This window comes from Embleya sp. NPDC008237 (assembly GCF_042956465.1).
Lineage (GTDB): Bacteria > Actinomycetota > Actinomycetes > Streptomycetales > Streptomycetaceae > Embleya.
Genome location: NZ_JBIBGL010000013.1, coordinates 148,580 through 172,597 on the forward strand (window position 1 = coordinate 148,580; position 24,018 = coordinate 172,597).

Annotated in this window: 20 protein-coding genes; 10 read left to right on the top strand and 10 right to left on the bottom strand. The window is 72.2% G+C overall.

What is annotated here, in order from left to right; all coding sequences use genetic code 11:
- Positions 1–48 precede the first annotated feature (48 nt).
- Together ACFZBU_RS30880 and ACFZBU_RS30885 are read right to left on the bottom strand one after the other, a co-directional pair.
- The gene (locus ACFZBU_RS30880) at positions 49–1,050 is read right to left on the bottom strand and encodes a hypothetical protein (RefSeq protein WP_391586979.1); all 1,002 of its coding nucleotides are present in this window, start codon (positions 1,048–1,050) and stop codon (positions 49–51) included.
- Positions 1,051–1,217: 167 nt separating this feature from the next.
- The gene (locus ACFZBU_RS30885) at positions 1,218–3,593 is read right to left on the bottom strand and encodes a pyruvate dehydrogenase (protein ID WP_391586980.1); all 2,376 of its coding nucleotides are present in this window, start codon (positions 3,591–3,593) and stop codon (positions 1,218–1,220) included.
- Between the two features lie 186 nt (positions 3,594–3,779).
- Here ACFZBU_RS30885 and ACFZBU_RS30890 point away from each other — a divergent pair, with 186 nt between their 5' ends.
- A complete protein-coding gene (locus ACFZBU_RS30890; protein WP_391586981.1) occupies positions 3,780–5,984 on the top strand; it encodes a hypothetical protein in 2,205 nt (734 codons plus the stop codon).
- Between the two features lie 329 nt (positions 5,985–6,313).
- Here ACFZBU_RS30890 and ACFZBU_RS30895 read toward each other — a convergent pair whose 3' ends face one another.
- Positions 6,314–6,742, bottom strand: a complete 429-nt coding sequence (locus ACFZBU_RS30895; RefSeq protein WP_391586982.1) for an SRPBCC family protein — start codon at positions 6,740–6,742, stop codon at positions 6,314–6,316.
- Positions 6,743–6,989: 247 nt separating this feature from the next.
- Here ACFZBU_RS30895 and ACFZBU_RS30900 point away from each other — a divergent pair, with 247 nt between their 5' ends.
- The 4 genes from ACFZBU_RS30900 (at position 6,990) to ACFZBU_RS30915 (ending at position 11,760) form a co-directional block, all read left to right on the top strand.
- Entirely contained in the window at positions 6,990–7,949 is a 960-nt protein-coding gene (locus ACFZBU_RS30900; protein ID WP_391586983.1) for a hypothetical protein, read from the top strand.
- Between the two features lie 265 nt (positions 7,950–8,214).
- Positions 8,215–9,756, top strand: coding sequence for a class I adenylate-forming enzyme family protein (locus ACFZBU_RS30905; RefSeq protein ID WP_391586984.1), 1,542 nt, complete (start codon positions 8,215–8,217; stop codon positions 9,754–9,756).
- A gap of 9 nt (positions 9,757–9,765) precedes the next feature.
- Complete coding sequence (locus ACFZBU_RS30910) at positions 9,766–10,581, top strand: aldose 1-epimerase (protein ID WP_391586985.1); 816 nt, start codon at positions 9,766–9,768, stop codon at positions 10,579–10,581.
- Between the two features lie 534 nt (positions 10,582–11,115).
- Positions 11,116–11,760 carry an SAV_915 family protein gene (locus ACFZBU_RS30915; protein WP_391586986.1) on the top strand — a complete coding sequence of 215 codons (645 nt, stop codon included), beginning with the start codon at positions 11,116–11,118 and terminating at the stop codon, positions 11,758–11,760.
- 32 nt (positions 11,761–11,792) lie between these two features.
- Here ACFZBU_RS30915 and ACFZBU_RS30920 read toward each other — a convergent pair whose 3' ends face one another.
- The 3 genes from ACFZBU_RS30920 to ACFZBU_RS30930 all read right to left on the bottom strand — a co-directional run bounded on the left by ACFZBU_RS30920 (position 11,793) and on the right by ACFZBU_RS30930 (position 14,455).
- Positions 11,793–12,695 (bottom strand): NAD(P)-dependent oxidoreductase, encoded by a 903-nt coding sequence (locus tag ACFZBU_RS30920; protein WP_391586987.1) that lies wholly within the window; start codon positions 12,693–12,695, stop codon positions 11,793–11,795.
- Positions 12,696–12,993: 298 nt separating this feature from the next.
- Positions 12,994–13,695: a Type 1 glutamine amidotransferase-like domain-containing protein gene (locus ACFZBU_RS30925; protein WP_391586988.1), complete on the bottom strand. Its 702-nt coding sequence runs from the start codon at positions 13,693–13,695 to the stop codon at positions 12,994–12,996.
- A gap of 40 nt (positions 13,696–13,735) precedes the next feature.
- Positions 13,736–14,455, bottom strand: a complete 720-nt coding sequence (locus ACFZBU_RS30930; protein ID WP_391586989.1) for a DNA alkylation repair protein — start codon at positions 14,453–14,455, stop codon at positions 13,736–13,738.
- Positions 14,456–14,892: 437 nt separating this feature from the next.
- Between ACFZBU_RS30930 and ACFZBU_RS30935 the strand changes: the two genes are divergently transcribed.
- Positions 14,893–15,873 carry a zinc-binding dehydrogenase gene (locus tag ACFZBU_RS30935; RefSeq protein WP_391586990.1) on the top strand — a complete coding sequence of 327 codons (981 nt, stop codon included), beginning with the start codon at positions 14,893–14,895 and terminating at the stop codon, positions 15,871–15,873.
- Positions 15,874–15,958: 85 nt separating this feature from the next.
- Here ACFZBU_RS30935 and ACFZBU_RS30940 read toward each other — a convergent pair whose 3' ends face one another.
- A complete protein-coding gene (locus ACFZBU_RS30940) occupies positions 15,959–17,086 on the bottom strand; it encodes an FAD-dependent monooxygenase (protein WP_391586991.1) in 1,128 nt (375 codons plus the stop codon).
- Positions 17,087–17,240: 154 nt separating this feature from the next.
- Between ACFZBU_RS30940 and ACFZBU_RS30945 the strand changes: the two genes are divergently transcribed.
- Positions 17,241–18,233 (top strand): DUF5996 family protein, encoded by a 993-nt coding sequence (locus tag ACFZBU_RS30945; RefSeq protein ID WP_391586992.1) that lies wholly within the window; start codon positions 17,241–17,243, stop codon positions 18,231–18,233.
- 30 nt (positions 18,234–18,263) lie between these two features.
- Here the strand turns inward: ACFZBU_RS30945 and ACFZBU_RS30950 are convergent, their stop codons facing one another.
- Together ACFZBU_RS30950 and ACFZBU_RS30955 are read right to left on the bottom strand one after the other, a co-directional pair.
- Positions 18,264–19,742, bottom strand: coding sequence for an amino acid permease (locus ACFZBU_RS30950; RefSeq protein WP_391586993.1), 1,479 nt, complete (start codon positions 19,740–19,742; stop codon positions 18,264–18,266).
- 202 nt (positions 19,743–19,944) lie between these two features.
- On the bottom strand, positions 19,945–20,727 hold the full coding sequence (locus tag ACFZBU_RS30955; protein ID WP_391586994.1) for an enoyl-CoA hydratase/isomerase family protein: 783 nt from the start codon (positions 20,725–20,727) through the stop codon (positions 19,945–19,947).
- Between the two features lie 263 nt (positions 20,728–20,990).
- Between ACFZBU_RS30955 and ACFZBU_RS30960 the strand changes: the two genes are divergently transcribed.
- Entirely contained in the window at positions 20,991–21,500 is a 510-nt protein-coding gene (locus ACFZBU_RS30960) for an inorganic diphosphatase (protein WP_391586995.1), read from the top strand.
- On the opposite strand, the gene ACFZBU_RS30965 is transcribed toward ACFZBU_RS30960, so the two are convergent.
- Entirely contained in the window at positions 21,449–22,537 is a 1,089-nt protein-coding gene (locus tag ACFZBU_RS30965; protein WP_391586996.1) for a helix-turn-helix transcriptional regulator, read from the bottom strand. The two genes, ACFZBU_RS30960 and ACFZBU_RS30965, sit on opposite strands and share 52 nt — an antisense overlap.
- A 41-nt stretch (positions 22,538–22,578) precedes the next feature.
- Between ACFZBU_RS30965 and ACFZBU_RS30970 the strand changes: the two genes are divergently transcribed.
- Both ACFZBU_RS30970 and ACFZBU_RS30975 read left to right on the top strand, forming a co-directional pair.
- Complete coding sequence (locus ACFZBU_RS30970) at positions 22,579–23,226, top strand: VOC family protein (protein ID WP_391586997.1); 648 nt, start codon at positions 22,579–22,581, stop codon at positions 23,224–23,226.
- Between the two features lie 63 nt (positions 23,227–23,289).
- On the top strand, positions 23,290–23,949 hold the full coding sequence (locus ACFZBU_RS30975; protein WP_391586998.1) for an HAD family hydrolase: 660 nt from the start codon (positions 23,290–23,292) through the stop codon (positions 23,947–23,949).
- The last annotated feature ends 69 nt before the right edge of the window (positions 23,950–24,018 follow it).

The following is a 24,018-nucleotide window of genomic DNA, read 5'->3' on the forward strand; positions in this document are numbered from 1 at the left end:
GGGCGGGTCCGGACCCCGGACCCGCCCTTCGCGCGTCGTGCCCGGCGCTCAGACCTGCGGCGGCTTCGTGCCCTGCTCCGGCCAACTCGGGGCGGGCACCGGGACCAGCGTGCCGCGATCCGGCCTGGGCGCCGGCGCGCCGAAGAGGTACTCCGTGCGCAGATGCCGAACCGCGCCGGTGGCCACGCCCTTGTCCACCACGGTCGTGCTCACCTCCGAATACGCGGGCAGGTGCGTGGCCGGGTCGAGCCAGAACACCGCGCGCACCGGCGAACCGCTCTGTTGGCCGAAGTTCTCGATCTGGTAGGGCCCCTTGGTGAAGTCGGCGACGGTGGCGCGGAACGCCTTGAGGAGCAGATCGGTGTTCACACTCGAACCGGAGCCGCTCGGCTGCGGCTTGAGGTCCACGGTCAGCCGCAGGTAGGACTTGCCGTTCTGCTGCGCCGGTTCCACCGCCGAGGGAGTCAACCAGCCCGGCGTGGCGTCGAGTTGGCCGGCGAAGGTCTTGGCCTGCTCGACGGTAAGCCCGGTCGGCAGGATGCCGTCGCCGACGTACTTGCCCTCGCGGGCCATGTCCACGACGCACGGCCGCTTGGTGTCCGTCCACTGCTTGAGCGCGTTGTTGTAGCTCCACTCCCGGCCCGCCTCGCACGAGGCGCGCTTGACCGGCGCGCCCGCGGCGACCTGGTACGCGCGGTCGGTGAAAGCCGCCTTGCCGGCGGCGTCGTACCAGGACCACAGGTCCTCGCGGACCGTCTGCTCCTTGGCGGTGTCACCGGTCGAGGTCCGCACCCCGCGGTACTCGACCACCTGCTGCGTGGTGGTCGCGGCCAGCAGCGCGGCCCAGACCGCCTTCGGGTCCTGGTCGCCCTTCCCGCCGGGCGCCGCGGCGCCGCCGGTCGGCGCCCCCGTGCCGCCCGCCTTCCTGTCCTTGTCGCCCTTGTCGTTCTTGTCGCCTGAGTCGGACGAGCACCCCGTCAGGACGACGGCGGCGGTCAGGCCCGCCGCCGCCCGGGTGCTCCACCGTCGTCCCATGCCCCCGTGACGCATGCACAGCTCCTCGAATCGTCGGACGCTCCGTCAGCAGGCATACCGTACGCGTGAGCGAGCCGGGGCGTGCCGGGGCGGCCGCCGGCCCCGGGTCGGCGGCCGGCGGCGGTTGGCGGCGGTTCGGTCGGGCGGGGGTCGGGCGGCGGTTCGGTCGGGTGAGGGTCCGGTCAGGCGAGCGAGAGCGCGGCCAGCGCCGCGTTGACGATCGAACCGGGCAGCAGGTCGTGCAGTTCGTACAGGTCCTCGATCCGGCCGGTCTGGCCGAACTGGTCCACGCCCAGCGGCACGCTCGGCACGCCGAGCGCCGAACCGAGCCAGGCGAGCGTGTGCGAGGACGAGTCGTGCACGGTGACCACCGGCGCCCGATGCGGGAACGCGGTGCGCAGCGCCCCCGGCGCGGACGGCGTGGTCGCGGTGCGCACTCCCTGACGCAGGGTGCGCTGCCAGGCGCCGTAGAGCCGGTCGGCCGAGGTGATGTCCACCACGTGCGCGGCGATGCCCTCGTCGCGCAGCTCGTGCGCGGCGGTCAGTACCTCGGGCAACACCGCGCCGGAGGCGGCCAGGTACACGCTCGGCGCGCCCGGCAGATCGGGCGCCTCCAGAAGCCGATACGCCCCCGCGAGCACCTGGCGGCGCAGCAGCGCGTCGCCGAGTCGGGTCCGGGCGGCCTCGAACGGCGCCTGGTCGATCGGCCGGGTGGTGAGCCGGAAGTAGTAGGCGCCGTTGTCCGGTTCGACGCCGTGGTCCGGGCCGCCGGCGATCCGGCCCACCGCGTCGCACAGCAGCCAGTCCAGCGCGGTCCCGTACGCGGGCTCGATCAGCGTGGTGCCGGGCAGTTCGAGCCCGATCGACGCGGTGATCGTGGACTGGTGCGCGCCGCCCTCGGGGGCGAGCGTGACGCCGGAGGGGGTGCCGGCCACGATGAACCGCGAGCCGGAGTAGACGGCGTGGATGAACGCGTCCAGGCCGCGGCACACGAACGGGTCGTAGACGGTGCCGATCGGGATCAGCGGCTGCCCGGACAAGTCGCCTGCCAGGCCGAGCTGTTCGAGCAGCAGGAACAGGTTCATCTCGGAGATGCCCAGTTCGATGTGCTGCCCGCTCGGGCCCTCGATCCACTTCAGCGCGCCCTCGCCGGACCACGCGCGGCGATCGGTGGGGGCGAAGACGCCGGTGCGGTTGATGAAGCCGGCCAGGTTCGTGGAGGTGGCCACGTCGGGTGCGGTGGTCACCAGGTAGGGCGCCAACGCCGGGTCGCGGGAGAGGTCGACCAGGACCCGGCCGAAGGTCTCCTGGGTGGAGACCGGCTTGGTCATCCGCTGACCGGTGGCGGCGGCGACCGGGACGCCGAGCGGGCCCGGCTTGGGCGCGCGGGCCAGGTGTTCGCGGCGCTGCCCGGCCAGGATGCCCTCGGGGGTGGCGGCGTCGAAGCGGTCCCACTCGGTGCGCTCGGTCAGCCCGAACCCGGCGCGCAGCGTGGCGACCTGATCGGTGCTCAGCAGCGCCGAGTGGTTGCGCGGGTTGCCCGCGATGGGCAGGCCCCAGCCCTTGACGGTGTAGGCGAAGACCACGCTGGGCCGGTCGGTGACCTCGTCGCAGCGCCGGTAGGCGTCCAGCAGCGCGGCGATGTCGTGCCCGCCGAGGTCGGTGACCAGCGCGTGCAGTTCGGCGTCGGGCACATCCGCGACGGTGTCCGCGACGTCGGCCGGGGCGCCGTCCAGGAAGTGCGCGCGCACGTCCTTGTCGGCGAGGCCGAACAGGGCCTGGTACTGCTCGTTGGGCATCGCGTCGATCCACGCCTTGAGCGCCGCGCCGCCGGGCCGCTCGAACGCGGCCTGGAGCCGGCGGCCGTACTTGACCTCGACCACGTGCCAGCCGGCCGCCTCGAACTGGCCGCGCCACTGGTCGATCCGCACCCCGGGCACCACCCGGTCCAGCGACTGCCGGTTGAAGTCGACCAGCCACATCACGTTGCCCAGGCCCTGGGTGGCCGGGTCCGCGATGGCCTCCCAGATGTTGCCCTCGTCCAGCTCGGCATCGCCGAGGAGGGCGACGAAGCGGGACGCGGGGCGGGCTCCGAAGTGCGCGTCCACGTAGCGTCGGGTGGCCGCGCCGAACAGCGGGGCCGCCGCGCCCAGGCCGACCGAGCCGGTGGAGAAGTCCACCCACTCGCGGTCCGGGTCCTTGGTCCGGGAGGGGTACGACTGGAGCCCGCCCTTGGCGCGCAGCGTGGTCAGGTAGGACCGGTCCAGATTGCCGAGCAGGTACTGGATCGCGTGGAAGACCGGCGACGCGTGCGGCTTGACGCTGATCCGGTCCGGGCCGTCGAGGTGCGCGAACCACAGCGCGGTCATCGCGGACACCAGCGACGCGGAGGACGCCTGGTGGCCGCCGACCTTGATGCCGTCCGCGTTCGGCCGGTCGTGGTTGGCGGAGTCGACGATGCGCGTGGCGAGCCACAGGATCCGGCGCTGGACCGCCTCCAGGACGGGCAGGTCGATGCCGAGCGCGGCCGCGGCGTGGTCCGTGTCGCTGCGATGCATGGTTACCTCAAGATCGGTTCGGGGTGGCCGAAGCATACGGCGATCGTCTCACCATGCGATACGCGCGGCCGATCGAGGTCGCTGTCGGTGGCGGTCCATTGACAGTGCGTCCGCGGGCTGTTGGTCTGTCCCGAGCGCCGGCAGCACGTACCCGATGGACCGCCACGACGCCTGCGGAGGCATGCCATGGCCCACTCGATCGCGATACCCGGCGGACCGCCGCCGTTCGCGACGCTCAAGTCGTACGTCACCGACCACCGATCCGACACGGTCACCGTCCTGGACGTGGTCACCGGCACGGCACTCGCGACCATCGACGTGCCCGGCGCACACGGGGTGGCCGCGGTCCCGGGCGGATCCGTGTACGTCACCTCCCCGGAGCACGGCGTGATCACCGTGATCGATACCGAGATGCCGGTGGTGCTGGGCCGGATCGCCGCGGATCGCCCGCACCTGCCGGTCGTGGCACCGGACGGGAGTGCCGTCTACTTCGTGTCCCATCCGGCCGACGACGACCAGGGCTCCGGGTCGAACACGGTCGAGGTGCTCAGTCCCACGTTGAACACGGTGGTGCGCAGTCATCCGTTGCCCGCTTCGGTGGCTCCCTCGGCTCCGGCGGCTCCGGGGGCTCGGGTGACGTCGGTGGCGGTGGCTCCCGGTGGGGGCAGGCTTTATCTGGGCATGTGCGACACGGATTCGATTGCCGGGCTGGATCTCGCTACCGGCGCCACGGTCGTCGGCACGACCAGGGCGCCTCGGGGCGTGGCGTGCTCGCCGGACGGCGCGGCCCTGTACGTCGCCGGCGCGGCCGGCGTGCACATCCTGGACGCGGCCACGCTGGGCTCCCTCGGCACGATCGCGATCGACGGCGGCGCCACCGACGTCGCGGTCGCACCGGACGGCTCCCGGCTGTACGTGGTGCCCGGCGATGCCCGCGACCTGTGGATCGTGGACCCGCTCGCGCGCGCGGTGATCGGCAGCGTGGACACGCCGAACGCCGGTGCGGTCGAGGTCACTTCGGGGGGAACCCGGGCGGTGGTGATCGGCACGGCGGCGGGAGATGGTGTGGTTGTGTCGATCGTCGATTCGGCGGGCGAAATGGCCGGTGACGTGGGCGGTGATACGGCCGGTGACACGACTGGGGATGCGGCCGGCGGCGGGGTCGTCGATGCCGCCGACGTTACGGCCGGCGATGGGAGCGGCGATGCGGTCGGCGACGGGGCCGGGGTTACGGCCGGCGACGAGGCCGGTGTTGGGGCGGGCGACGCGGTGCCGTCCGTGGTGGCGCTCGGGCGGGGTTCGTTTCGGCAGGCGTTCGTCGGGTCGGCGGGGGCGCTGCCGGTGGCCCGGCCGGCGAGTTGGGCCGCGCCGACCGATCTCGGCGGCACGACCGTGGGGCTTCCCGGCATGGCGATCGATCGACACGGGCGGGCCTCGGTCTTCGGGCACGACGCCGGTGGGCACCACGTGTGGTCGCGCACCGAGCAGCCGGACGGGGAGTGGACGCCGTGGGTCGACCTGGGGGAGCCGATCGACGGCGCTCCGGTCGCGGCCCGTTCCCTCGACGGACGGATCATGGTCTTCTTCCGCGCCGAGGAACACGCGCTGCGCCTGCTGCGCCGGGCCGCCGACGACGTGACCTGGCTCGCTGGCCAAACCCTCGCGGACAATCTGGTCGGTGATCCGATCGTCGGTTTCGGTGCGTCGGGTCGGCCGGAGGTCTTCTACGAGGGCACCGACGGCGCGTTGTGGCACGTGTGGTCGGACACCGCCGACCCGGAAGGCCGCTGGTCCGGTGCCGAACGCCTCGGTGGCGACTCGATCGCCGGGATCGCCGGCGTCCGGGACGGCGAGGGGCGGCAGGTGGTCGTGCACGTGACCACGTCGGGCCGGGTGTGGTCGATCCGGCAACAGGGGCCGGACGGCTACTGGGAGGACTTCGAGCACGCCTTCGACGGCGCGATGGGGGACCGCGCGCCGACCCTCGCGGTGCGTGCGGACGGGCGCGTGCAGGTTGTGGCCCTCGGCAACGACGGAGCGCTGTGGGCCTCGACCCGGGGCAAGGACGGCTGGAGCGAGCCCGAGCCGCTGCCCGGTGGGGTCGGCGGGACCGATGGGGACGTCGGCGGGGTGCGGGCGATCGGCGCGGGTGACGGTCGGGTCGTGGTCGTCGTCGGCGGCGCGGACGGCCGGTTGTGGGTCAGCGATCAGACCGGGCCGGAGGGCGACGAGTGGAACGAGTTCGTCTCGCTCGCCGCGGACTCGGCGAGCGGCCCGGTGCGGGTGCCGGAACCGGTGCCGGTGCCGGTGCTCGACGAAAGCGGATGCCTGCGGATCGCCTGGCGCGCGGCGGACGAGGGGGTGCGGGTGGTGGGCCAGGCTCGGATGTGACGCCTGCTCGGGCGCTCCCGACGTTCGGGTCGGGGCGCCCAGGGGGTCGTCCCGGGCGGGTCCGGGCGCCGGGGCCGACGGGTATCACCGGAGCGGGGCGACGCGGGCGGGGCGGAGCACGGCGGGTGGGACGGGCCTGGTCCGAGGGAGCCCGGTGGGCCGGCCGAGACCGTCCGGGACCGGGCGGGAGCTGCCGGGAGCTGCGTCGGCCGGAGCGGGGTCGCATCCGCCGGGAGGCGGGCCCGCCGGGACGGGCCCGCCATCCACCGGGACGTGGGCCCGTCCGGACTTGCCGGACGTGGACCCGCCGGGATGCGCCGGGGCGGGCCCTACGCGAAGCGCTCCTGCAGGGCGGTCAGACCCGCGCCGTAGGTGCCGTCGGCGAACACCGCGTCGATGGTCTCCACCAGGTCGTCGTCGGCCTCGTAGGTGGCCGACCAGATCACTTCGCTGCCGTCCGGGTGCGGGTGCACCACCAGGGAGCCGACGTAGTCGCTCACCGCCAACGGCGCCTGGATCAGGCGATATGTCATCCGGTGCGCGTCCGCGTCGTGGCCGAGCAGTTCCTCGCGCGAGACCACGTCACCGTCGATTGCGAACGCCCGCACCGCGCCCGGGGTGTTGGCGTCGCCGCCGCCCTCGATCGTGCTGGGCGGCACCACCGGGTGCCAGTCGCCCAGGGCGCCGAAGTCGCCGATTACCGCCCAGACCTTGTCCGGTGTGGCAGCGATCACAGCAGAACGTGAGATCTCGTGCATGAAGGCACTCCCAAGGGTTCGAAATTACGCGCGTGGAGATGGGACGATGCAATTCGATTCGGTTTCCACACCGATTCGATCCGGGTTCGCATCGGGTCCGCAATACCACCGGGTGGTTGGTATCCGCCGAATAAATCACCCGCCCGATGTGGCCTGTCTCCTGGACGCGGAAACCACTTGGCGCCTAGAACCGTTGCAGGGCCGAACGGGCACGGCGGTGACGAGGCCAGAAAGGGGCGGCGAGGACGTGTTGTACGGACTTGTGCTGACGGCTTTCGCGGCGGCCATCCTGGTGACCGCCCCCCGCGTCCTGCGCCGGGCCGAACGCAGCGGCTTCAGCCCGCGTCACGTGCAACGCGCCTGGCGGGCCGCCGCCGGCGGTGTACTCGCCTCGTTCGCGCTGGCCGTGCCGGTCTATACGCCCGACCTGTGGATCGCCCCGATGCGGGCGGCCGGCTTCGACCCGCGCATCGGCATGCCGCACGTGCCGCTGGTCGTGCAGATCGTGGTCGCCGTGCTGGCGCTGGTGGTCCTCGCACTCGGCTGGCGCCGGGGCGCGGGCGCCACCCGCGACTACCGACGGGCGCTGCGCGTGCAATTGGACCGGCTGGAGAACTGCGCACCGCTCCTGGACGAGGAGGCCGGCGGTCGACCGCGTCTGGTGATCGTCGAGGACGAGGCGCCGCGCCTGGTGCTGCTGCCGTCCCGACCGCCGCGCGTGGAGGCCACCACGCGGGCCCTGGACCTGCTTCGCCCGGAGGAGCTGAACGCGGTGCTCACCCACATGGCGGGGCACCTGCGCCGGCGCGACGCACAGTGGATGGTCTGTGCCGAGACGCTGGCCGACGCCTACCCGACGCTGCGGTTCTTCGGTGAGTGGGCCGACCACGCGGCGGAACTGTCGGAGAAGGCCGCGGACGCGGACGTGCGCGGCTCGATCGCCCGGGTCAATCTGCGCCGGGCGATCGTCAAGCTGTCCGGGCCCGGGCAGGCGGGCGGGCCGTTCTGTCCGTGCTTCGCGTGGCCGCAACAGCGCCAGGAGGAGCTCACGGTGCATCAGGTGCAGGCGACCGCACACCCCGAGGTGGCCGTCGCCGGCGTCCGGGTGGGCGCTCCGGTTGCCTCCGCCGGGCTGCGGCTGCTGACCGCGGCGGCGCTGCTGGTGCCTTCGGCGATCGTGGTTTCGCCGCATTTTCTGTACTTGTGAGGCCTGCGGGCCCGCGGGCCTGTGAGACCTGCGCAGCCTGTGTGACTTGTGCGGCCTACGCGATTTGTGTGATCCATGAGGCCTGTGAGGCCCGTGCGAGTATCCGTCTCGGCCGGGGAAACCGTGAGCGGTCGAACCGGTGTGCGTGTCGGGCGGGCGCGCGGGTCGGAGTGCGGGCCGCGGCCGGGCCCGGTGTCGGTGCTCTGTCGGGTCGCGACCGTTCCTGATAGGTATTCGGGACGGGCGGGGCGAGGAGGGCACGACGGTGACACATACGAGCCTCTGGGCGGCCATCGAGGCGCGGGCGGCCCGGTCGCCCGACGGTGAGCTGCTGGTCGACGAGCGCGGCCGACGGTTGACCCACCGCGAGTTCCACGACGCGGCCGAGGCCACCGCGGCGTTCCTGCACACCCAGGGCCTCGGCGCCGGCGACACGGTCACCTGGCAGTTGCCCACCCGGCTCGAATCCGTCGTCCTGGTCGGAGCGCTGTCCCGGCTCGGCGTGATCCAGAACCCGGTGATGCCCGTCCAGCGCGAACGCGAACTCGTCTTCGTCACCCGGCAGACCGGCGCCTCGATGCTGATCGTGCCGCCGGTGTGGCGCGGCTACGACTACCCGGAACTGGCCCGCCGGGTGCGCGACCGGGTCCCGGGCCTGGAACTGCTCGTCCTGGACGAACCGCTGCCCACCGGCGACCCGGCCGTACTGCCGCCTCCGCCGACCGTGCCCGGCACGCCCGAGGACGCCCCGGTGCGCTGGTACTTCTACACCTCCGGAACCACCGCCGACCCCAAGGGCGCCCGGCACACCGACGCGACGATCATGGCCGCGGGCGTCGGCATGGCGGACCGGATCGGCGCGAACGAGCGGGACCGGGTCGCCCTGGTCTTCCCGTTCGCGCACATCGGCGGCTGTACGACGTGGCTGACCGCGGCGCTCACCCACGGCGTCACGATGATCCTGACCGAGGCATTCCACCCCGAGGAGACGCCCGAACTGCTGCGCCGCGAGCGGGTCACGCTGGCCGGCGCGGGCACCGTCTTCCACCAGGCATGGCTGGCCGCGCAGCGCCGCCGGCCGGCCGGCGACCCGCTGTTTCCGGAACTGCGCAGTTGCCCGGGCGGCGGCGCGCCCAAGCCGCCGGGGCTGCACCACGAGATCAAGAACGAACTGGGCGGCGTGGGCATCCTGGCCGGATGGGGGATGACCGAGGCGCCGATCCTGACCATGGCGGGCCCGGACGACCCGGACGACGCGCTGGCCCGGGCCGAGGGCCGGCCCACCCGCGGGGTGGAGGTCACCGTGGTCGGACCGGACGGCGCGGCGGTGCCGGTGGGCGCGGAGGGCGAGTTGCGGGTGCGCGGGCCGCAGGTGATGCGCGGCTATGTGGACAAGAGGCTGGACGCCGAGGCGTTCGACGAGGTCGGGCGGGTGCGCACGGGCGACCTGGGCCGGGTGGACGAGCAGGGCAACGTGTACATCACCGGGCGGCTCAAGGACGTCATCCTGCGCAAGGGCGAGACGATCAGCGCCAAGGAGGTCGAGGACCTGCTCGACGCACACCCGGCCATTGCGGAGGTCACCGTGATCGGCCTGCCCGACGCCGAACGGGGTGAATTGGTGTGCGCGGTGATCGTGCCGACGGATCCGGCGATTTTGCCGGATGTGGGTACGGTGCGGGATTTCCTGGACACTCGGGAAGTGATGCGGCAGAAGTTTCCGGAGCGTATCGAGATCGTCTCCGAGCTGCCGCGGAATCCGTCCGGAAAGGTGCTCAAGAAGCAGCTTCGGGAACGCTACGCGTAATCTGCGACCATGATCGACGGCGAAGTGTGGTTGCGTTCCGAAGGTGCCGAGGCGCGGATTCTGCCGGACGCCGGGTGCCGGCTCGGCTCGCTGCGGGTGCAAGGGCTGGAACTGTTGCGGACCGAGGGCGAGCGGCCGGCCGAGTGGGGCAGCTACCCGATGGTGCCGTGGGTGGGGCGGATGGGTGGCGCCCGGTTCGAATTCGACGGCGCGGTCCACGAGTTCCCGGCAGACGCGGCGCCGCACGCGCTGCACGGGCTCGGCTATCGGGGGTCCTGGAAGCAGGTGGACGGGGACGCGACTTCGGCGGCTTTCGAGTTCGTGCTGACCGACCCGTGGCCGTTCGCGGGGCGAGTCGAGCAGACCTTCACCTTGATACCCGACGGGCTGATCACGGTGTTGCGGATCGAGTCGGAGGATGCGACCTTCCCCGCGCAGGCCGGGTGGCACCCGTGGTTCCGGCGGCAGTTGGCGGTCGGTGGTGAGCTGGAGCTGTCCTTCACGCCCGCGTGGCAGGAGGAGCGCGGCGCCGACTACCTGCCGACGGGACGCCGGATACCCCCGCTGCCGGGGCCTCGGGACGACTGCTACGGGACCCCCGGCGGGGTGGACGCGACGCTGGTGTGGCCGGGTGCGTTGCGGCTGCGGATGACCTCGGACTGCGACTACACGGTGGTATACGACCTGCCCCCCGAGCACGTGTGCGTGGAGCCGCAAACCGGCCCACCGAACGGCCTCGTCGGCCCGCCGCAGCAACTGGTGCGGCCGGGGGATCCGTTGGTGGCGACGACGAGTTGGACGTGGGTGGGAGCGGGGACGGCGTAGGTCGCCGGGGGAGGGCGGGTTTCGTTCGCAGTCCGGCATCCGGCCTCCGGAATCTGCCGTCTGGCAAGTGCGACTGCCCGCGACCCGCGGCGCATCGCCTGCCCCTACCTGATTGGCAAACTGCCTGCTCAGGGCGCACCAGCCCGGCAGGCCACCCGCCCAAGGGCTGCCCGCCCGGCGTTGGCCCGCCCGGCATTGGCTCGCCCTCGGCCCCGCCCCTGGCCCCGCCCCCGGCGTTGACCCGTCCGGCAGTCCACCCGCCCGGGCGCTGACTCGACAGACCCGCCCGTCCCGGGTGCTCACCCGCCCACCGGCCCGCCCGGGCGTTCATCCGCTCGCCAGCCCGGCCGGCTGCCCGGACGGACGCCGACCTGCGGGGATTTCCCGCGTTTTGCTCGAAGGCGTCAGGGGGGCGTCAACAACGGGGTGGGGATGGTCAAGGGCGCGGTAGGGGCGGGGGCGCCCGGTCTGGGGCGTCGTAGCGTCTGAAGTGGGGCTCGCGGTTGGCTGCGGAGCCGGACTTCGGAGGCTGTCGTGTCGGATGTGTTGATCACCGATGAGGAACCCGCCACTACGACCACCGCCCGGCGCGTATTGATCGTGCCGGTGCGGTCGGTGGACGGGGCTCGGGTGGTCCGGCTGTGCCGGGATCCCCTGGGCGTCCGGGTCGTGGTCGCGTTCACGTCGGTGGCGCGGTTGCGCGCGGTGCTGGGCGTCGAGCAGGAGTGGATCCGACTCGGGGCGGGCGCGGTTCGCACGCTCGTGGACGAGGTCGGCGGCGAACGCATGCTGGTCGACCCGGGGCTCTCGGCGCCGCCGGTGCGGCGGGAGGCGTTGATGGGTGCGGGGTGCGGGGCCGCTGTGCCGGGGGGATCGGGTGCGTCGGATGTGCCGGGGGTGGCGGTGGTACCGGTCGCGGCCGGGGGCACGCTCGCCGAGGCCGCACGGCCGGCGGCCCGTGTCGGGGCGGTGCGTTCGCCGGCGGATGTGCCTGCGGATGCGTCTGGGGGTGCGCATCGAGGCGGTGCGGACGGTGACATCGGTGGCACCGGCGACCTCGTCGCGATGTCTGCCGCCGGCGCCTGTCAGCAGGCCATGGACCTCCACGTACAACCTGGTCGGCCGCCCCCGGGTGGTGGTCGTACGGGACGGCGGTGCGCGCATCCTGCTCCGCCGTGAGACCTTCGAGGTCCTGCCGGTGAGTGGTGGTGTCAGGGGTTGCGGATTGTTTCGATGGTGGCGGTGAAGCCGTTGGTTCCGTGGCCTCGGGCGATGGTGCGGGTGGTGAGGTGTCGGACCGCTTCCAGGACGCCGACGTCGAGGCCGCGGGTCTTGGCGGCGGTGAGGATGTGGTCGATGCCCGCGGCTTCCATGGTCAGGTTGCCCTGGTCGCCGGGGTGGGTGCGGGCGTCGATGGCGGCGGCCATGCCGGTCGTGATGTTCGGCAGGATGCCGAAGATGATGTCGGCGAACGGCAGGAACTCGCGTGCGGATACACCGTCCGCGCCGACCAGGCCGAATGCGTGGGTCAGGCCCGCCATCGCGGTGTAGAAGAAGTCCAGCATGCCGAGGTCGTAGACCGCGGCCAGGCCGTGATCCTCGCCCAGGAACGGCGTGTTGGGGCCGAACGCCCGCAGCGTCGCCTCGTGCGCCTCGAATGCGGCGCGGGAACCGCTGTAGAGCACAAGGCCGTTGGTGGTGCCCACGACCGAAGTGGGCACCATGACCGCGCCGTCGAGGTAGTCGATGTCCCGCTTCGCGGCCCAGGCGGCGGCCTCCCGGGCGCGCTCGGGGGTGTCCGAGGTCAGGTTGACCAGGGTGCGGCCCGCCCACGGGTCGGCGTCGCCGGTGGTGCTCGCGGCGGTCAGGATCGTGTTCGCGATGTCGTAGTCGGTGACGCATACGATCACCAGCGCACTCGCGGCGACCGCGCGGGCGGCCGAGTCGGCACGCACGGCGCCGCGCGCGACCAGGTCGTCCGCGCGGGCCGGGGATCGGTTCCAGACCGTGACGGGATGGCCGGCGGAGAGGAGCGCGTCGGCCAGTGCGGTACCCATCGCACCCAGGCCGAGGACGGTCACCGAGGTGTCGGGCCGGTGAGGGGAAGCAGGCATGTCGAACTCGTTCCGTGGCAGGGGTGGGAGCGCGAGCCGGGCACGTTCGGGCCTCGCCGGGATGGTCCGGAACGCGGACGCGACGCGACACGACGTGGTGCGACGCGATGTGGCCACGGTGTGGCACGACACGACACGACGCGTGCGGTGTATCCGGACACCGGGAGCCTGGGGGTGCCTGGGCCCGGAGGGGGCCTCGGCGGGTGGTCGGCTCGCGGTATCGATGCTGCTCCAACGCTGCATTCCGCTCAAGTACCTACCTGGAATTCAGGTACCGGAACAATGGTTAGTATCCAGGTCACAGCCTGGTCATCGGCAGGGGGAACTCGCGTACGCCGTCCATATCGCACTCGACCCGGTACGCGTGCGCCTCGGCCCGCTCGGCGACGAAGCCGTGTACCTTGCCGTCGACGAGGTGGATCGCGGCGCCGTCGTCCAGCGCGTAGCCGGGTGGCAGAATGCCTGCCGCGAGGGCCGCGTGATACGCCGGGCGGCGACCCGCCTCGCCGTCGTAGTGCGGACAGGCGCTGCCCGCGGCCCAGCCCAGGCCGTCCGCGAGCGGGCGTAGGTGCGGGCCGAACGAGTCGGTGATGCCGCCCTCGAACCAGCACAGCGCACCCGCGCTCAGGCCGCAGACCACCAGGTTGCCCGCGGCGGCCCGGGTCGCGAGTGCGACGTCGAGACCGTGCAGGCGCCAGAGCGCGAGCAGGTTCGCGGTGGATCCGCCGCCCACGTAGATCACGTCCTGATCGGCGAGCGCGTCCGCGAGATCGACGCCGGTGCGCTGAAATAGGCTCAACTCGCCCGCCGTGCAGTCGAGTTCGCCGAACGAGCGGAGGAAGCGGTCCACGTAGGCGGCCGAGTCGCCGGAGGCGGTGGGTATGAAGCACACACGGGGGTGGGCCCGACCGGCAAGGCCGAGCACGTATCGGTCGAGGGCGGAGGGGCCCTCGTTCATCGAGAAACCGCCGCCGCCCATGGCCACCAGATGAGTCGTCATCGGCACATCCTGCCCTGCCGCCGACTCCGGCCGGCGCGGATCAACCGGCCGCCCGCAACCGGTCCGCGTCGGCGGCGGGGAGCCGGCGGACCGCCTCGCGGAAGGTCACCCCGGACATCCGGGCCCGATGTGCGTTGGTCCAGGCGATCACGTAGGCCGGGTCGCGCCTGGAGATCTCCCGGAGCAGCCAGCCGATCGCCTTGCGGATGAAGAACTCCCGTTCGTCCAGCATCGCGTCCGCGTAACGGTCGAACCGGACCAGGTCGGGATCGCCCGCCCGGACGCCCGGAAGCAGGCTGAGCAGGGCCGCGCGGCGGACCCAGAAGTCCCGGTCGCCGGCCCATGCGTCGGCGGTGCCGAAGTCCGCGGGCGTCCGGCGCATGAGTACTCCGGCGATCTTCTCCGCGAGGGTGTCCACGTACACCCAGCCGGCCGCGTCCCGGATCAGCCGCTCGACGAGCGGCAGGTCCGCGCGGGTGAGCACGCGCACGTGGATCCGCATCGACTCGATCGCGGCGAACCGGCTCTCGTGTACGGGTCGGGACCACAACGCGTCGATCCAGGCGAGGAGTTCGACCCGGGACGGCTCCGGACGGGCGCGGGCCGCCGAGGTCACCGCCTTGCGCAGCACCGGCACGGTGACGCCGAGGAAGGTCAGGTCGCTCTTCAGGTACGCCTTCTCCGCCTCGGCGCGCTCAGGTGTGCCCAGTGCGGCGAGCGCGGCGACGAGTGCGGCGGCGGCTTCCTCGGCATCGAACATCGGTCCACGGTACGGCGGTACGGCGAGCCGGCGGTACGCGGTGTGACGGTATGGCGAGCCGGCGGTACGGGGCCGGGTGGGGCCGGAGCCGGTACGGGGCCTTGGCGGGAGATGGTTCGAGTCGACGCGGGTGGTGTGGGGCCGGTTGGTCGGCGTGTTGCCGGGCGGGATGCTTGACATCAAGTGGGCTTGAGGTTTGAGACTGTTCGCATGTGACGAGACGGGGGTAGGGGCGCGGGGTGGGATGGGGCGAGGGCGGGGCGGGGGCTCGGCTCGCGGGTTCGATCGGAGGGTGCGGTGGCGGTCCTTCGCTCGTGCCGCCGTTCCCTCGTTCGCCCCGTTTCCGTCTTTTTGGTTCCTTTGTTCCTCCGCTCTCCTGCTCTTCCCGTGTTCCTTCGTTCTCCCGTTGTTCTGTGACCAAGTCCCGGAGTGTTTCGATGCGTGCGATTCGTTTGAACGAGTTCGGTCCGGCCGAGAACCTGCGATACGAGGAGGTGGCGACTCCGCAACCCGGGCCCGGAGAGGTGCGGATTGCGGTGGCCGCGGCGGGAGTTCACCTTGTCGACGTGATGTTGCGCTCGGGTGAGGTGATGGGCCCCTTCCCCCAGCCGGATTTGCCCGCAACGCTCGGCCGTGAGGTGGCCGGGACGGTGGACGCGGTCGGCGCCGGCGTGGATCCGGCCCTGGTCGGCCGGCGGGTGGTGGCGCATCTGGGCAACGGGAACGGCGGGTACGCGGAGTTCGTGATCATCGACGACCAGGCGTTGCTGGAGCTGCCGGACGGCCTTTCCGCGGAGGTCGCGGTGGCGATGGTGGGCACCGGGCGGACCGCGCTCGGCATCCTGGAAGTGGCCGCGATCACCGCCGACGACATCGTGCTGATCACCGCCGCGGCGGGCGGCCTGGGCACGCTGTTGGTCCAGGCGGCCCGGCGGGTCGGCGCGGTGGTGGTGGGGGCGGCCGGCGGCGCGGCCAAGGTCGAGGCGGTGCGTGGGTCGGGCGCCGACCTCGCGGTGGACTACACCGCCGCCGACTGGGCCGGACGGGTCCGCGAGGAACTCGCCGGACGGTCGGTCACGGTGGTCCTGGAGAGCGTCGGCGGCGAGATCGGCCGGGACGCGCTGGACCTGCTCGGCCGGGGTGGGCGGTTGGTCACGTTCGGCTGGTCCTCGGGCACGCCCATCGCCGACCTCGCGGAGGTCGCGGCCGCCGCCGACGTGACCGTGGAGAACCCGCTCGGCCCGCGAATGACGAACCGGCCGGGCGGCATCAAGGCCCTCGCCGAAACCGCACTCGCCGCTGCCGCGGCGGGGGAACTCCGCCCGGCCGTGACGACGTTCGCCCTGTCCGACGCAGCCGACGCCCACACGGCCCTGACCGCCCGGAAGACGGTGGGAAAGGTCGTTTTGTTGCCGTGACGGGTGGTGGGCGGCCGGTGGGATGGTTTGCCGGTTCGTCCGGTGGGCACAGGGGCGGGTTCGGCTGTGGTGGCCGGTGCCGAAGTCAGGGGGTGGTTGTCGAGTAGGACGCTCGGTTGTTCAGGGAGTTCGCGTCTGTGTCGGGCGTGGGGGATGGCGTCGTCGTTGCCGGGCGCCGGACTTCCTCGTAGTGGGCGAGGGCGTCGAGGGGGTCGGGGTGGGTGGCCAGGGCGTGGGCCAGGACGCGGGCGTCCAGGATGGCTCGGGAGGCGCCTTCGGTGCCGGTCGGGAAGGTGGCGTGGGCGGCGTCGCCGAGGAGGGTCACGCGGCCGTCGGACCAGCTCGGCAGGGGGGCGCGGTGGACCACCGGGTACTCGTACGCGACGTCGGCGTTTGCGATCAGCGCCGGGACGTCCAGCCAGTCGAACTCCCAGTCGGCGAAGTGGGCCAGGATCGTGTCGAGTTCGGCCGGTCGTTGCCAGTCTCGGGGTTCGGCGGGCGGGCCCGGATGGGGGCGTTCGGCGAGCCAGTTCAGGAGCGCGGGGCGTTCGCCCTCGGCTGCTCGCAGGGGGTGGGCGACGAACGTCTGGTCGCCGTCTCCCGCCACGATCGTGGTGTGGCCGGTGAGCAGGGCCGGTGCGGGCGACACGCCGCGCCACAGGACCCGGGCGTGCGGGGTGGGCGGGCCCTCGCTCGGGTACATCAGGGCGCGGCCCGCCGAGTCGATGCCGTCGGCGGCGATCAGTACGTCGGCCTCGTCGGTGACGGTGTTGCCCGCGGGGTCGGTGAACTCGACGGTGACTCCGTCGGCGGTCTGCGCGTATCCGCTCAGCCGCAGGCCCGTGCGCAGCGACTCGGCGCCCAGCCAAGCCAGTTGGGCGCGCAGGAGGAGCATTTGCAACTCGCCCCGATGCACCGAGAATTGCGGCCACGCGTAGCCGGCGGCCAGCCCGCGCGGTTCGGATCGCACGCGTTTGCCGAAGCGGTCGTGGTGGACCGACTCGGTCGTCGCCACCGAGATCTCGGCGACGTCGTCGTACAGGCCCAGTTCGGTCAGTTCGCGTACCGCGTACGGCAGCAGGTCGATGCCGACGCCGAGCGGGCGGATTTCCTCGACCGCCTCGTACACGGTCACGTCGGTGATACCCGCCGCGTGCAGACTCAGGGCTGTGGCCAGCCCGCCGATGCCGGCTCCACCGACGACAATGCGCACGAGGGCCCCTGTACAGGTGGTTGGGATGTTGTCGCACGCAGGGTACGCGCCGGCTGTGCTCACCCGTTCGGGGGGTGGTAGGCAATCGCCCGGACCGGCTCGGACGGCGGAGCAAAACGGGGCGGATGGGGTGTCGGGAGGGGAGAATCGGCGCATGGGCATCCCTTCGAGCAATCGGGCGCGGGCCGCCGAGCCGGCCGAGCCGCCTGCGCTTCCCGAACTCCCTTACGACGCGTGGGTGGACACTCTCGACACGCTGCACCTGTTCGCGCAGATCGTCGGCAAGGTCAAGCTCGCCGCGAGTCATCCGCAGAACCACTGGTGGAACATCACCTTCACGGTGGACGCCCGAGGCTTCACCACGCGCCGGATGGCCGTGGCGGGCGTTGCGTTCGACATCGCGTTCGACTTCCTCGATCACCGCGTGGTCTTTCGCACCGACCGCGGCGACGTGCGCGAGATCGCCCTCGTGGACGGGCTGAGCGTGACCGAGTTCGATGTCGCGGTGCACGGGGTGTTGGCCGAGCTGGGCATCGACGTGCCGTTGCTGGAGCAGCCGTTCGGCATCCCGCACCTGCGCACGCCGTTCCGTGAGGACACCGAGCACGCGAGCTACCAGGCCGAGTACGCGCAGCGCTTCTGGCGGATCCTGACCTGGTCGGCGGACGTGTTCGAGGAGTTCATGGGCTGGTTCGACGGCAAGACCTCGCCCGTGCAGCTGTTCTGGCACTCGTTCGACCTCGCGCTGACCCGGTTCTCCGGCAAGCGGGTCGAGCCGCCGATGAGCGGCGTGGATCCGGTGACCGCCGAGGCCTACTCGCACGAGGTGATCTCGTTCGGCTTCTGGGCCGGCGACCCGAACGTCACCTATCCGGCCTACTACTCCTATGCCGCGCCCAAGCCGGACGGCGTCGAGAAGCAGCCGCTGTCGCCGCGCGAGGCGGTCTGGCTGCCGGACGGCTCGCGGTCGACGCTGCCCTACGACGCGGTCCGGCTGGCCGAGGACCCGCGCCGCACCCTGCTGGGCTACCTCCAGTCCAACTTCGCCGCGAGCGCGACCCTGGCGGGTTGGCCGACCGACGAGATGCGGTCCAACTGGTGTCCGACCAGTGAGCAGCTCCAGGCCCTGGCCCGCGCCGGGCTGTGAGCGCCGGAGCCGGGCGGGCGCGACATCGGGTCAGAACCGACCGCCGGCCCGCCTGCGCAGGTCGCGCCGGCGGGCCTCGCGGACCAGGGCGAAGCCCAGCACGACGGCCACCACGACGACCGAGGAGAGCAACTGGGGGCGGGCGGTGGCGTCGAACACCATCAGGATCGACACCGCCGCGAGGGCGAGCATCACGAACCAGGTCAGGTACGGGAAGCCCCACATCCGCACCAGCAGGCGGCCCGGGTCCTCGCGCTCGATCCGGCGGCGCAGCACCAGCTGCGATGCGGCGATCGCGAACCAGACGAACAGCAGCATCGCGCCGACCGAGTTCAGCAGGTGCTTGAACACCTGCTCGGGCCACCACACGTTGAGCAGCGCGGCCAGGAAGCCGAATGCCGAGGACGCCAGTACGGCGGTCCGCGGGACGCCGTTGCCCGCCACCCGGGACAGCTGCCGAGGGCCCTCGCCGCGCCGGGACAGCGAGAACGCCATCCGGGACGCGCCGTACAACATCGAGTTCAGCGCGGAGAGCAGCGCGGTGAAGACGACCACGTCCATCACGTGTGCGGCGCCCGGGATGCCGATGTCCTCCAGGACCGAGACGTACGGGCTGCCGAGTCGGTCGGAATCCCACGGCAGCAGGGTCGCGATGATCGCGACCGAGCCGATGTAGAACAGCAGGATCCGCCATACCGCGGTGCGCACCGCGCGGGCCACGTTGCGGGCCGGGTCGTTCGACTCGGCGGCGGCGATGGTGACGATCTCCAGGCCGCCGAAGGAGAAGGCGACCGCGAGCAGGCCGGTGATCACCCCGTCCCACCCGTTGGGCAGGAAGCCGCCGTTGCCGGTGAGGTTGCTCAGTCCGGGTGCGTCGACGTCCGGCAGCCATCCCACGATCGCCAGCACGCCGAGCACCAGGAACCCGACGATGGCCAGGATCTTGACGGTGGCGAACCAGAACTCGGACTCGCCGAACGAGCGCACGGTGAGCAGGTTCGCGCCGGTGAACACGAGCATGATCACCAGCGAGAACACCCAGATCGGGATGCCCGGGGCCCACCCGTGCGCGATGGCCGCGGCGCCGGAGGCCTCGACGGCCAGCACGATGGTGACCATCCACCAGTACAGCCAGCCCACGGTGAAGCCGGCCCACCGCCCGAAGGCGGCCCCCGCGTACTCCGAGAACGAACCGCTGCGCGGTACGGCCGCCGCCATCTCGCCGAGCATCCGCATCACCAGGAGCACCAGCACCGAGGCGAGCGCGTAGGAGATCAGGATGCCCGGCCCGGCGGTGTGGATGCCGGCGCCGGTGCCGACGAACAGCCCCGCGCCGATCGCGCCGCCGAGCGCGAGCATGGTCATGTGCCGGGGCTTGAGGGTGTGCCCGAGGTGGTGGGTGCCCTCGGGGCCGTGGTGGGCCCGGCCGGAATCAGGGCCGGAGCCGGGACCTGGACCGGTGTCTCCGTCGTTGTCGGCGGCGCTGTCTGGGGTCTGTGGGCTGCTCATGGGTGGCGCTGATCCTGGGGACTGGGACGGTCGTGCGGAGCAGACAGTATTCCGCAGTCCCGGAGGCATCCGGCAAACCCGGACAACCCGTGGGTGTTCGAGCCGGCCGAGGCCGCCGACCCCGGGCCGCCTCGGCCCCACCGGTCCCGGCCCGACCCGCCCCGCTCGCGTCCTTCCCGGGCCCGCCCGTCCCGCCCCCGCCTCACCCCTCGCGGGCGTCGATCGCCGCGAAGTCGGGTTCGCGTCGTTCGGCGAACGCGGTCAGGGCCTCGATGTTGGCGGGCTTGCCGAGCAGTCGGCCGAAGGCCGCGTCCTCGCGCCGGCGGGCCCGGGCGACCTGGTCGCCGAGTCCCTCCAGGACAGCCCGTTTGGATTCGATCAGCGACGGGATCGACTTGGCGGCCAGGATCCGGGCGTGCCGCATCGTCACGTCGAGCAGTTCGTCGGCCGGGCAGACCTTGAACACCAGGCCCATCTCCAGGCACTCGGCGGCGTTGAGCCACTCGCTGCTCAGCAGCGCCCACATCGCGTTCTGCCGGCCGAGCAACTGCGGGAAGGTCACGCTGCTGGCCGCCTCCGGCGCCACCGCGAGCGAGGTGAACGGGCACTTCAGCCGCGCGGTGTCGGCCATGAAGGCGAGGTCGGCGAAACCCAGGATGGTCGCGCCGATGCCCAGGCCGAGCCCGTTGACCGCGATCAACAGCGGCTTGGGGAACTCCTGGAGCCGGTCGACCATGCCGCCGAAGCCGTGTTTGCCGCGGATCTTGGTCCCGCTGTTGAGCTGGGCCATCTCGATCAGGTCGGTACCCGCCGAGAACGCCCGCCCGGTCCCGGTCAGCACCACCACGGCCACCGTCGGGTCGGCCGCCGCGTCGATCAGCGCCTCGGTGGTCGCGTCGTACAGCGCCTCGTTGAACGCGTTGAGCGCTTCGGGGCGGTCGAGGGTGATGGTCCTGACGCGGTCGACGTCCTCGATCCGGATCACGGTTGCTCCTGGGGGTGCGGACGCGGGGAGCGCGGCTCGGGCGCGCCCGCAAGGCGGGAGTGGGTCGATGGACAGGAAACCTTACTTAGTTGACCGAGTCAAGGGTCGGGGCGATCGGGTGGTCGCGGGGGGTCGATGGTCCGGTTGTCCCGTGCTTCACGTGCGTAACGGCCCGGTGACGTGGGAAAGTCCTCGACGGTACGTCAGGAATACGGAATGCCGCGCATATCGGGTCTTGATCCATAGGCCGTTAAGGAGCCGTCGTGGAGTTCGACGTCGTCGTGGAAATTCCCGCGGGCAGTCGGAACAAGTACGAGATGGACCGCCGCACGGGACGCATCAGGCTCGACCGCATGTTGTTCACGTCCACCGCCTATCCCGCCGACTACGGATTCGTGCATCGCACCCTGGGCGGCGACGGCGGCCCGCTCGATGTGCTCGTGTTGCTGGACGAGCCGACCTTTCCCGGCTGCCTGATTCGTTGTCGCACCGTCGGGATGTTCGTGATGAGCGACGAGAAGGGGCCGGACGAGAAGATCCTGTGCGTGCCCGCCCGCGATCCGCGCAAGCAGCCGATCCAGGACATCGGCGATGTCCCGGCGTTCCAACTCAACGAGATCGCGCACTTCTTCGAGGTCTACAAGGACCTGGAACGCGGCAAGTCGGTGGACGGCTCGCACTGGGAGGGCCGGGACGCCGCCGAGAAGGAGATCGTGGCGGCTTACGAACGGCGCGAACTCGACGCCGGCGATTGGCCGTTCGAGGGCCGGTGAGCATCCGGGCGAGGCGCTGAACGCGCCGCGGCCGGGTGGGTTCGGGCCGTCGGGTCGCCCGCCGCGCGGGTGACCCGACCGCCCAGCGCACGCAGGTGCTCGCGCAGCTCGGGCGGTTCGTGCACGTCGAACTCGCAACCGAGCACGGACAGCCGGAAGGCGAGCCACTCGAGCGTGTCGGCGTAGCCGGTCAGCCGGCAACTGCCCGCGTCGAGCGCACGCAACCGGGGGCCGTCCGGCTCCGCGTCGCCGCCGCCCAGTGCGTCGCCGAGCCGGACGGCGACGTGCTCGGCCGGCGCGTACAGGGTGACGTCGGCCCGGTACACCGGCGCCGAGGTGTGCAGCGTGCGCTCGACATAGGCGGCGGCGTCCGGGTCGGGCAGGACCCGCTCCGCACACCGGGCCCCGGTCGGGCGCAGCTCGTGCATGCGATCCACCCGGAAGGTGCGCCAGTCGGCGCGGTCGACGTCCCAGGCGACGAAGTACCAGCGGCGCCCGGCCGGCACCAACCGGTTCGGCTCGACCAGCCGCCGACTGTGCGCACCGCCGGCCGCGCGGTGTACGAAGCGCACCTTCTCGCGGTTGGCGATCGCGCCCGCGAGCACGGCCAGCGCCTCGGGATCCACCGTCGGACCGGACGGCACCAGCGGCACGGTGGCGCCGGAGACGGCCCGCACCCGTGCGCGCAGCCGGGACGGCAGCACCTGTTCGAGCTTGGCCAGCGCCCGTACGGACGCCTCCTCGATCCCGGCCACGGCACCCCCGGCCGCCGTCCGCAGGCCGACCGCGATCGCCACCGCCTCCTCGTCGTCGAGCAGCAGCGGCGGCATCGCCGTACCCGCGACCAGCCGGTAGCCGCCGTCGGTGCCCCGGGTGGCCTCGACCGGATAGCCGAGTTCGCGCAGCCGCTCGATGTCGCGCCGGATGGTGCGCGCGCTGACCCCCAGGCGGGCGGACAACTCGCTCCCGGGCCACTCGCGCGGGGTCTGGAGCAGGGACAGCAGGCCGAGCAGGCGGCCGGGCGTGGCGGCGGTCATGGTTCGAGGATGCCGGCCGTTGCGGACAGGATCCGACCTATATGGCGTCTACCGTCGAAGACACCGGGACGGCGCGGCCGGTGCCGGCCGGCTCCCGCTTCGGTGGGTCCGGCTTCGGCACGGCCGCCCGCCCGGTGCGGCCCACCGGGGTCCCGCTTCGTACCCGCTCGTTCTTCGGAGGCATCGAGATGACCGTCCAGACCGTTCCCGACGGCTACACCACCGTGACCCCGTGGGTCCTGTCGCACGACACGGCGGCCCTGATCGACTACCTCACGGACGCATTCGGCGCCCTGGAGCTGCCCGGCTCGCGGTTCGTCGGCGCGGACGGCCGGATCGGACATGCCGAGGTCCGGATCGGTGACGCGATCGTGATGATGTTCGACATCGACCCCACGATCCCCGCGCCGCCCGCGTTCCTGCGGCTGTACGTCGAGGACGCCGACGAGGTGCACCGCCGCGCGGTGGCGGCCGGCGGCACCTCGGTCACCGAGGTCACCCATCTGTTCTTCGGCGACCGGGTCGGGCGGGTCCGGGACCCGTTCGGCAACCTGTGGTGGATCCAGTCCCGGGTCGAGGAGGTCACTCCGGAGGAGATGGAACGGCGGCTGGTGGACCCCGAGTTCGTCGCGGCGATGGCCTACGTGCAGAGCGCGCGGTTCTTTCCGGAGCAGCCGTCGGCCGAGTAGCGGAGGGCGGGCCCGCCAACCGCCCGCCCGCGCTCGGTGGTCGGTCCTCGTAGGCTGCCGGGTATGACGCTGACCGGGTTCGATTTGGTGATCTTCGATTGTGACGGCGTGCTCGTGGACAGCGAGCGGATCGCGGTTCGGGTGGACGCGCAGGTGTTGAGCGAGTTGGGCTGCACGTTCACCGAGGCCGAGATCGTCGAGCAGTTCGTCGGGTGTTCGCGCGAGCAGCACACGGCGCTGGTCGAGGCGCGCCTGGGCCGCCCCCTGGCCCCGGACTGGCACGACGAGTTCCGACCTCGGTACCTGGCCGCCTTCGACGCCGAACTGACCGCCGTGGACGGCATCGTGGCGGCTCTGGAGCAGATACCCGGGCCCTGGTGTGTCGCCTCGAACAGCTCGCGCGAGGGCGTCGAGCGCAATCTGAAACTGGTCGGGCTGCACGACCACTTCGCGGGCCGGGTGTTCAGCGCCAACGATGTCGCCGAGGGCAAGCCCGCACCGGATCTGTTCCTGCACGCGGCCCGGGAGATGGGAGCCGACCCGGCCCGGTGCGCGGTGGTCGAGGACAGCGCCTACGGCGTGCGGGCGGCGCGGGCGGCCGGGATGCGGGCGTTCGGCTACATCGGCGGGCTGACCACGGCGGAGCGGCTGGCGGATTCGGGTGCGGTGCTCTTCGACGACATGCGTGCCCTGCCGGAACTGCTGCGCACGGGTGGAGCCTGAGCCCGCGCCGGGACGACACGGGGAGATCGCGTCGGTACGGGAGGGCATCCGGATCGTGCCGGTCCCGCG